The following is a 7930-nucleotide window of genomic DNA, read 5'->3' as shown; positions in this document are numbered from 1 at the left end:
GCCACCTCGCAGGTAAGAGAGTTCTCCCGGAGTCAGATCCAGAACCAGGGCACTGGTAATGGTGATGGTTCGCAGGTTATTGATGAACCCTTGCCTGTGGTGCAGTCGCAGACCGACTCGCAGGTAAGAGAGTTCTCCCGGAGCCAGGGCACTGGTTCGCAGGTTATTGATGAACCCTTGCCTGTGGTGCACACCAACAGCTCTTTGCCGACCATCAGTGCGCAGCAGATGATTGACGAATTCTCTGCGCAAATCGATGCAGCCGAACTTGCCCTCGCTGAGCAAGCATCCGCTGCAGAGGTCGTTGAAGAGCCCACCTCAGTCACCGGTGCACCGGCGACTGAGGAAAGCCACAACGACCATTTCGTCGTACCCAAAACCACCTCTCAAGGCCCCTCACAGGATTGGGAGGAATTGGGAGGTGATTTGAATCAGGAGGGTGTCGGATTCGAATCCGCCGGGTCGGGACGGGACGGGAACGGGCAGGGCACCGCTCGCGGTAGCGAGCAGAGTGCCCCTGTAACTGACCCTTCCGCTGGGACTCAGGCGGCGAATTCCTCCCAATTACTCCGAATCGATTTGAATCAGGAGGGTGACGGATTCGGATATGCCGGGTCGGGACGGGACGGTAAAGCCGATAAGAACCTAACCACTTCAGATTCGAGACGCCCTCGTCATCGCCGAGCTCGACCCCGCCGAACCAGGAGGTAGAAGTGAAAGCACAAGACTATTTGATGCTTACCGCACGAACCATGACTGAAGCTCAATTCCAATCAGCAATCATCACCCTGGCAACCCGCCTGGGATGGATGCACTACCACCCCCATGACTCCCGCCGCTCGCCGGCTGGATTCCCGGACCTGGTACTCGTCCACCCCATCAAGCGGCGAACCCTATTCAGAGAATTGAAGACCATGAAGGGGCGAGTCTCCGCAGCACAAATCCAGTGGCTCGACGCGCTCGCTTCAGCTGGCCAGGATGCTGGAGTGTGGAGACCGGACATGTGGACCGCAATCGTGAAGGAACTGAGTCAATGACTGAGCAAGATACCGTCGAGATGCGCCGCCGGGTGCGAGCCATCCTGAATGTCTTGGCCTTTGCCCATGTTCGAGCTGAGGATATGGGGGAGCCTGCAGAGGCACTCGAAGATGCTCCGTTGGAAATGGCGTTGCTAGATCAGCTTCGGCAGGCTGTCACTGAGCAGGGTGCGGAGCACGGGAAGGGGCCGTCGTCCTCTGGCTCGCGCTCGCCCTTGGATGTTGCGGCGTTGGATTTGTGGACTGCGGTTGGTCACTCTGCTGCGGAGACTGCGGCAGCTGTTGGGGTGCCGGCGGGGAAATCTCCAGCTGCCACTATGCGTGCTGTGCTCCCTCACCTCGCTCATGTAAGTCTTCCTGTTCTGGTCTGGATTGGGGAGGAGTGGAGCGAGTGGGTGTCAAAGATTCAGGAGTACCTGCAACCGACACGCCGCACTCCGATAGACCGTGCGTGCCCCGTCTGCCATCAGAAGCTCCGAATCTGTCGAGATGAATTCGGGGCGACGGTGCAGAAGCCCTGCTTGATTGCTGTCTGGGACATCGAGGGGGAGCAGGTACAGCGTGTCGAATGTTCTGCCTGCTCGGCAATCTGGCCGCGTGCTTTCCTGTGGAATCTGCTGTCTGCGGATGAGGAGGAGGAGACGCTGGTTAGACTGTCCTCTGGTGTGTAACGGGGGTGGTTGCACAAGGGGGGATGATGACGCTAGACTATCCCGCTTACCACTGGTGTGTCCTCTGCCTAGCAGGGGGGGGTGGTAATGATGCGGGAGACATGTTCAATCGTGTCGGATTCTTCCTCTGGTGGGGGAGGAGGGAAGGCAAACAGCCTCCCCCACCAGGTACCAGCCCGCAAGCTACAACTGAAGAGTGGAAGAAGGAGGAAGCAATGGCGACCAGCCGCACCGGCACCGCTCGCTGGAAGACCCTCCGGAAGAAGGAACTCGCCGCAGCTTTCGAGCGCGGCGACATGCGCTGTCCTATTTGTTTCGTTGCCTACGACTGGCATCGGAGTAAGCAACCGAATAGTCCTGAGCTTGACCACGTGACAGCTCACGCTGAAGGTGGCAAAGATGTAGCGGAAAACGTTCGCGTCATCTGCCGCCAATGCAACCAGCGACTCGGCGGAAAGCTTGGAGGCAAACGCTCTCAAGCTCGCAAGACAATCAGAATCGCTGAACCGATTCGACCGAAAACAACGCTGATTCTTTAGCCCCAACCATCCACCCCAACCGGTGACCTCTCACCGCTACAAGGGGGACATCATCAACCGGGGCAAACCACCTGAAGCAAACAGGACCAGGGGGGTACCCCCTCCCCCGGAGGGTGAGTTCGCGCCCTCCGGCGATAGCGATATATCCACAGCAAATTTCCACATAATACGGTTCGACAAGGAGTGATACCTTGAGTAAAGGCAAGCCTAAGCAGCTCGAACCTATCGATTTCGAGGGAGCCGCCGTCGAGGCTGGCTCCCTTTCTCATGCCACCGCAACCGGCACCCGCCTCGACAGGCTCCGTGCTCTGCGCAGCAAACTCGCCGCGCACATCGACAACCCCAACACACTGGCCCGTGACCTCGCAGCTCTCGCACGCCGATTCCAAGACCTCGACAAAGACATCGAGGAACTCGAACAGCTAGAGCAGCAGTACGGGGCAGAGGCAGAGATTGAAGGAGCGCACCATGCGGAAGATGCCCCCTTCGACCCGTCCACTCTCTGAGGTCGCCGCACAGCTCAAAGTACCTGAGGGGATTGTCTCGACCGGCTGGCCGTCCATCGCTCGGCAACTCATCAAGATGAGCTACCCACTCGACCCCTGGCAGATTGATATTGGCAAGCTCATCTTCGCAAAACGCAAGGACGGGTTCTACGCCGCAGGCGTGGGTGGCGCCGCGCTGAGTCTGCCTCGACAGGTCGGTAAAACCCACATGATTGCCGGCTTCATCTTCGCCGCCTGCATCGCTTCCCCGAAGACGCTCGTTCTCTGGTCAGCGCACCGCGCTCGCACCCACAACGAGACGTTCCAGTCCATGCAGGGCATTGCGGCCCGCCCGGCAGTTGCCCCGTTCATCTCCCATGTCCGCCGCGGCGCCGGTCAGGAAGCCGTAGAGTTCGCGAATGGTTCACGAATTCTCTTCGGCGCTCGTGAAAGCGGCTTTGGTCGCGGCTTCGCAAAAGTGGACGTCATTGTGCTTGATGAGGCGCAGATTCTCACCGAGAAGGCATTGGACGACATGCTCCCTGCAACCAATGCTGCCACGAACGGCTTGGTGCTGATGATGGGCACGCCGCCAAAGCCGACCGACCCGAGCGAGGTGTTCACCCGTCACCGTGCCGAGTCGCTCGCGGGGGATAAGGACAAGTTATATGTCGAGTGCGCTGCAGACCCCGGAGCCCGAGCCGACGATAAGAAGCAGTGGGCTAAGGCAAACCCCTCATACCCGACCCGAGTCAGCGCTGTCGCAATCGAGCGCATGCGAAAGAACCTCACACCAGATTCGTTCAGGCGTGAGGCACTCGGCATCTGGGACGAAGCCGCAGCAACCCAGTCAGCCTTCACACCTGAAGCTTGGCACGCATGCGAGGGCGAAGCACCCCAGGAAGGTCGCACCGTCTTCGGTGTGCGATTCTCTCCCGACGGCATGGAAGTCGCGCTCGCTGTAGCGCGCCGCCCGGATACCGGCGGCCCAATCTTCATCGAGGGCCTGCAATCCGAGCCTCTGGCCAATGGCACCGGATGGCTCGTAGACTTCCTCGCTGAACACGCCTCACGCGCCGCCCAGATTGTCATCGATGGCAAGGCCGGCGTCGGCTACCTGGTGAACGCGCTCCGTGAGGCTGGCGTGAAATCCAAGACACTCATCTGGCAGCCTTCGCTGGATCAGATCATCGTTGCTCACGCAATGGTAGACCAAGCAGTCATTGGTAAGGACCTCGCGCACAGCAATCAGCCCGAGCTAACCCAGCAGGTGCTCTCGTGCACACGCCGTAAAATCGGCAACCGCGGCGGCTTCGGCTGGCAAGCGGCAGAAGGCGGTAGCGTCACGATGTTTGAAGCCGCCACGTTGGCTTATTGGGCCGCACGTACTACCCGACGAAATCCCGCAAGAAGGCAGGTAATCACAGTATGAGTTTTTCATCTCTGCCTGAGACTGAAGCAACCCATGCAGTCTTCACCGAGGCAGAACTGGCTCTCATCTCGAAGATGCAGGAGCAGCTGACCGCAAAGCGCTCACGCAACCGCGTGCGTCAGAATTACTACGACCAGAGGATTGGCCTGAAGGACCTGGGGATCTCCATCCCCCCGCAGCTGAAGAATATCGGCTCGGTTCTGGGCTGGCCGGCAAAGACCGTGGACGTGCTCGCTGACCGTCTCAAATTTGAGGGGTTCGTTGCCCCCGGCGAAGAGGACGACCCGTTCGACCTGAACGACCTCGTGGACGCGAACGACTTCAAGGAAGCATTCGCGCAGACCGTTTCCAGCGCACTCATCCACTCGTGTGCCTTCCTAACGATTACCCAGGGCGATACTGCAGCAGGCGAGCCAGAGATTCTGTGGCTCCCGAAGTCAGCGCACTGGGCAACCGGCATCTGGGACCAGCGAACCCGCCGTCTCGCCGCCGGCTTGTCAATCACGCAGGTAGACACCAACGAGATGGGCGAGATCAACCCGAAGGAATTCATCGTCTACCTCCCCGACAAGACCGTTACAGTCCGCCGCTCGGAGAATGACGAGTACACCGCTCAGAGCGTACCTAACCCGACCGGGCGCCCGCTCATGGTCGCCGTGACGGTTGGCGCTGACCTGCGCCGCCCCTTTGGGCGCTCGCGTATCAGCCGTGCCGTCATGTCCCTGACCGATTCGGCGGTGCGCACTATCGTTCGTAGCGAGGTCGGCGCAGAGTTCTACGCCACCCCGCAGCGCGCAATCCTGGGTGCTGACCCGGAGGCGCTCGCCGCCTCTAAATGGGACGCGATTGTCTCGAAGATGCTCGCTGTCTCACGTGATGAGGACGGCAACCTGCCGCAGATCACGCAGTTCTCCCAGCTGTCGATGCAGCCGCATACCGACCAGCTCCGCCAGTGGGCATCCCTGCTGGCTGCAGAGTCCCAGATTCCGCTCGATGAATTGGGTTTTCCTTCGGATAATCCCGCGTCGGATTCGGCGATTCAGTCCCAGCGCGACCCGCTACGCCTCGCAGCAGAACGATGCATCCGTGGGTTCAAGAGCGCGCTAACTCAGCTTGCGATTGTGAGCGTCCTTCTTCGTGAGGGCACTTCGTCGCTCGATGAGATGGAGGGGCTGTCTAAAGTCCGTCCACATTTTGCGCCCGTTGTGCATACGTCTGACGCGGCCGCGGCAGATGCAGTCCTGAAGCAAGTGCAGATGCTTCCATGGTTGTCTGAGTCTCCTGTCATCCTGGAGAAGCTCGGCTACGACCAAGCCGCCATTGAGCGCCTTATGGCGGATAAGCGGCTCGCCCAGGCTCGTGCCACCGCAGATTCGCTAGGTGAGCAGATGATTGAGGCTTCGAGGCTTGAGATGGAAGCGGCACGATATCAAGCCGAGACTGCCCGCGCGAAAAATGCGGCTCAGGCCACTGAAGAGAGCGAAATTTAGCGGAATAGAGCGAGGGATGGATGACCAACGCGGAGCAGGCACGTCGAGAGATTAACTCGTTCACTCGGCAGCTAGAACAGATTGCACATTCAGGCGTTGCGACCTTCGAGAAGCTCATGGCTGCGGCGGACAAGACGCCTGATGCGACTGCCTCCGCAGCTGAGGTAGCACTCATGGCCGTGCTCGAGAAGTTCGGCCTGGCAGCTGCAGAAATTGGCCGGGAATGGTATCTGTCCCGCCGTGCCGCTGCAGACCTTGAACTAGCGGAATACACTGGGGCACTGTTTGAAGGGTACAGCACCGACGAAATTTCAGAGATGGTGCAGAAGGTTGTAGCGCAGTCGGCAGAAAAAGATGAGGGGCTGGTAAAGCTCAGGAGCCGACTGAAAAATCTGGCCGATGAACGAATCGTGGATAGCGCCCGTCGTAGCATCCGCATTTCGGGGGACAAAGACCCTCACCGCCCGCGATTTGCCCGCGTACCTCGCGGCAATAGAGAATGTGGTTTCTGCATCATGTTGGCGTCGAAGGGCTTTGTCTACAGGTCCGCTGATTCTGCCGGCGCCACGAAGCGCTTCCATCCGCATTGCCGGTGCATGGTCGTCCCATCATGGGGTGACAGCACCATAAAAATCAGCGGGTATGATCCAGGGGCTTACCTTGAAAAGTGGAAGGCCGCAGAACTGATGCTAGAGGCACAAGGAGCTTCCTGGCCGGGTAATGAAAGATCTCGCGAGAAGCAAATCATTAGCCAGTTTGAAGCGATGTTCCCAGAGCTTGTACGTTCCAAAGGCGGCAGACAGAAGCTGCGGCCTCGGGTTGATACAGAGACATGGGACGGTTCGCCCCTGGAGCCACGTGCTGTCTGGGCAAACAAAATTCAAGCATGGTACTCGGGCGAGGCAGTCCGCGCATTACGTGCCTGGGCTGAAGAAGAGTACAGCAACAAGTTACCCATGTATCGAGCGGTGCAGGAGTTTTTGCTTGGTCGCCGAACAGATCCTGATGGAGCCCTTCAGCAAGTCGTGGATGCTCTGGACGCGGCGATTGCCGCTGCTGTTGCTGAGGAGGACTACACGGTGGAACGGGCGCACCCAATCTCTGGGTTGGGCGTCAAGACTGCTGAAGAGCTGTTCTCTTTGCCTGGGACTGTGATTGACGTAAAGCCGTATATGGCTTCTTCGGTCTCAAAGCTAGTGTATGTGGATGATGAGCAGAGAGTGTCCCTCCGAGTTCTCATAAGGGCTGGCTCAACAGCGGCTCCGTTGTGGAATCATTCACAATATGCACAAGGGGAAGTTCTGCTACCAAGGATGAGTAAAATAAAAATCCTTGATACGTGGGAGAGAAACGGTACCTGGACCGTGCTTGCAGAGTTAGTAGGGGGGTGAAGTAGAATACTCGTATGGAACCTGAAAAATCCCTTCTAGCTCCTCCGACACTGAGCGACCCCATTACATTCTGCGTAACTAAGATTACGCCGCCGGTACCAGCTAATAAGGCTGAAGCCATGAAACGCCAATGGGTCCTCGAGGAGCGCTTTAAGCGAGGGTCGCATGTCCAAATGCGTACTATCGCACGCGAGTATGATGAGCGCACCGCAGCTGGTGAGGTTCTTATCCCCAAAAACCCAGGCCTTTAGATAGACAATAGGTTGCCCCCGTACCACTGCAGGTGCGGGGGCAACCTATACCTAAGATTTCCCCCAACAGGCGGGGCTTAGCCTGGATAACCACATATTTAACGTCCCGTGAAGCACCCCGCTCCACGGGACGGTTCTGTTAAGGAGACTCAATGACCGACAATGTCGAGAACGTCACCACCGAGGTACAGGCCAGCGAAGCCACCGGGTTCACCCCCATCACCTCGCAGGAACAGCTCAACAGCGTGCTCGCTGACCGCCTCCGCCGTGAACGCGCAAAGTACGCAGACTATGCCGACCTCAAGGAAAAGGCTGGCACCGTTGAAGAGCTCACCGCTCGCGCGGAGGCTGCCGAGGCAAAGATTGCAGAGCTCACCCACGCAAACGAGGTCCGCTCGTGGCGTGACGCAATCGCCACTGAATACGGGGTACCTGCTGACGCACTCCGAGGCGAGACGAAGGAAGCTCTCGAAGAGCATGCGACACAGCTGCAGAGTCTTCTAGCTACCAAGCCGGCGGCACCTCGCACAGTGATTCGCACCGAGGGGGAACCCTCTTCAGTTGCGCTGAACGGCGACCCGCTCGTAGAGGGGTTGAAAACCGCGCTTGGAATCAACTAAACCAACCCTTAGAA

The 7930-nt window shown here is 58.7% G+C and carries 9 protein-coding genes; all 9 read left to right on the top strand.

Translation table 11 applies throughout. The features are described from left to right. Nucleotides 1-711: hypothetical protein (locus HMPREF2836_RS09360; RefSeq protein ID WP_210394336.1), on the top strand; the 711-nt coding region annotated here is incomplete at its 5' end. Between the two features lie 41 nt (nt 712-752). Then, nucleotides 753-1037: a VRR-NUC domain-containing protein gene (locus tag HMPREF2836_RS05560; RefSeq protein ID WP_070629860.1), complete on the top strand. Its 285-nt coding sequence runs from the start codon at nt 753-755 to the stop codon at nt 1035-1037. Next, the gene (locus HMPREF2836_RS05555) at nt 1034-1708 is read left to right on the top strand and encodes a DUF7341 domain-containing protein (protein ID WP_070629780.1); all 675 of its coding nucleotides are present in this window, start codon (nt 1034-1036) and stop codon (nt 1706-1708) included. The genes HMPREF2836_RS05560 and HMPREF2836_RS05555 overlap by 4 nt, the downstream gene beginning before the upstream one ends. Before the next feature lie 215 nt (nt 1709-1923). After that, entirely contained in the window at nt 1924-2247 is a 324-nt protein-coding gene (locus HMPREF2836_RS09310; protein WP_070629779.1) for an HNH endonuclease, read from the top strand. A 191-nt stretch (nt 2248-2438) separates the two neighbouring features. Continuing rightward, nucleotides 2439-2753 carry a hypothetical protein gene (locus tag HMPREF2836_RS05545; protein WP_070629778.1) on the top strand — a complete coding sequence of 105 codons (315 nt, stop codon included), beginning with the start codon at nt 2439-2441 and terminating at the stop codon, nt 2751-2753. Next, on the top strand, nt 2716-4164 hold the full coding sequence (locus HMPREF2836_RS05540) for a terminase large subunit domain-containing protein (RefSeq protein ID WP_083309170.1): 1449 nt from the start codon (nt 2716-2718) through the stop codon (nt 4162-4164). The genes HMPREF2836_RS05545 and HMPREF2836_RS05540 overlap by 38 nt, the downstream gene beginning before the upstream one ends. Beyond that, nucleotides 4161-5654, top strand: coding sequence for a phage portal protein (locus HMPREF2836_RS05535; protein WP_070629777.1), 1494 nt, complete (start codon nt 4161-4163; stop codon nt 5652-5654). The genes HMPREF2836_RS05540 and HMPREF2836_RS05535 overlap by 4 nt, the downstream gene beginning before the upstream one ends. A gap of 20 nt (nt 5655-5674) precedes the next feature. Beyond that, complete coding sequence (locus tag HMPREF2836_RS05530) at nt 5675-7045, top strand: VG15 protein (RefSeq protein ID WP_070629776.1); 1371 nt, start codon at nt 5675-5677, stop codon at nt 7043-7045. 403 nt (nt 7046-7448) lie between these two features. Next, on the top strand, nt 7449-7916 hold the full coding sequence (locus tag HMPREF2836_RS05525; protein ID WP_070629775.1) for a hypothetical protein: 468 nt from the start codon (nt 7449-7451) through the stop codon (nt 7914-7916). The last annotated feature ends 14 nt before the right edge of the window (nt 7917-7930 follow it).

Source organism: Rothia sp. HMSC065C12 (assembly GCF_001812085.1).
Classification (GTDB): domain Bacteria; phylum Actinomycetota; class Actinomycetes; order Actinomycetales; family Micrococcaceae; genus Rothia; species Rothia mucilaginosa.
The sequence above is the reverse complement of the archived record's forward strand: the minus strand, read 5'-3'. Positions and strand labels throughout refer to the sequence as shown.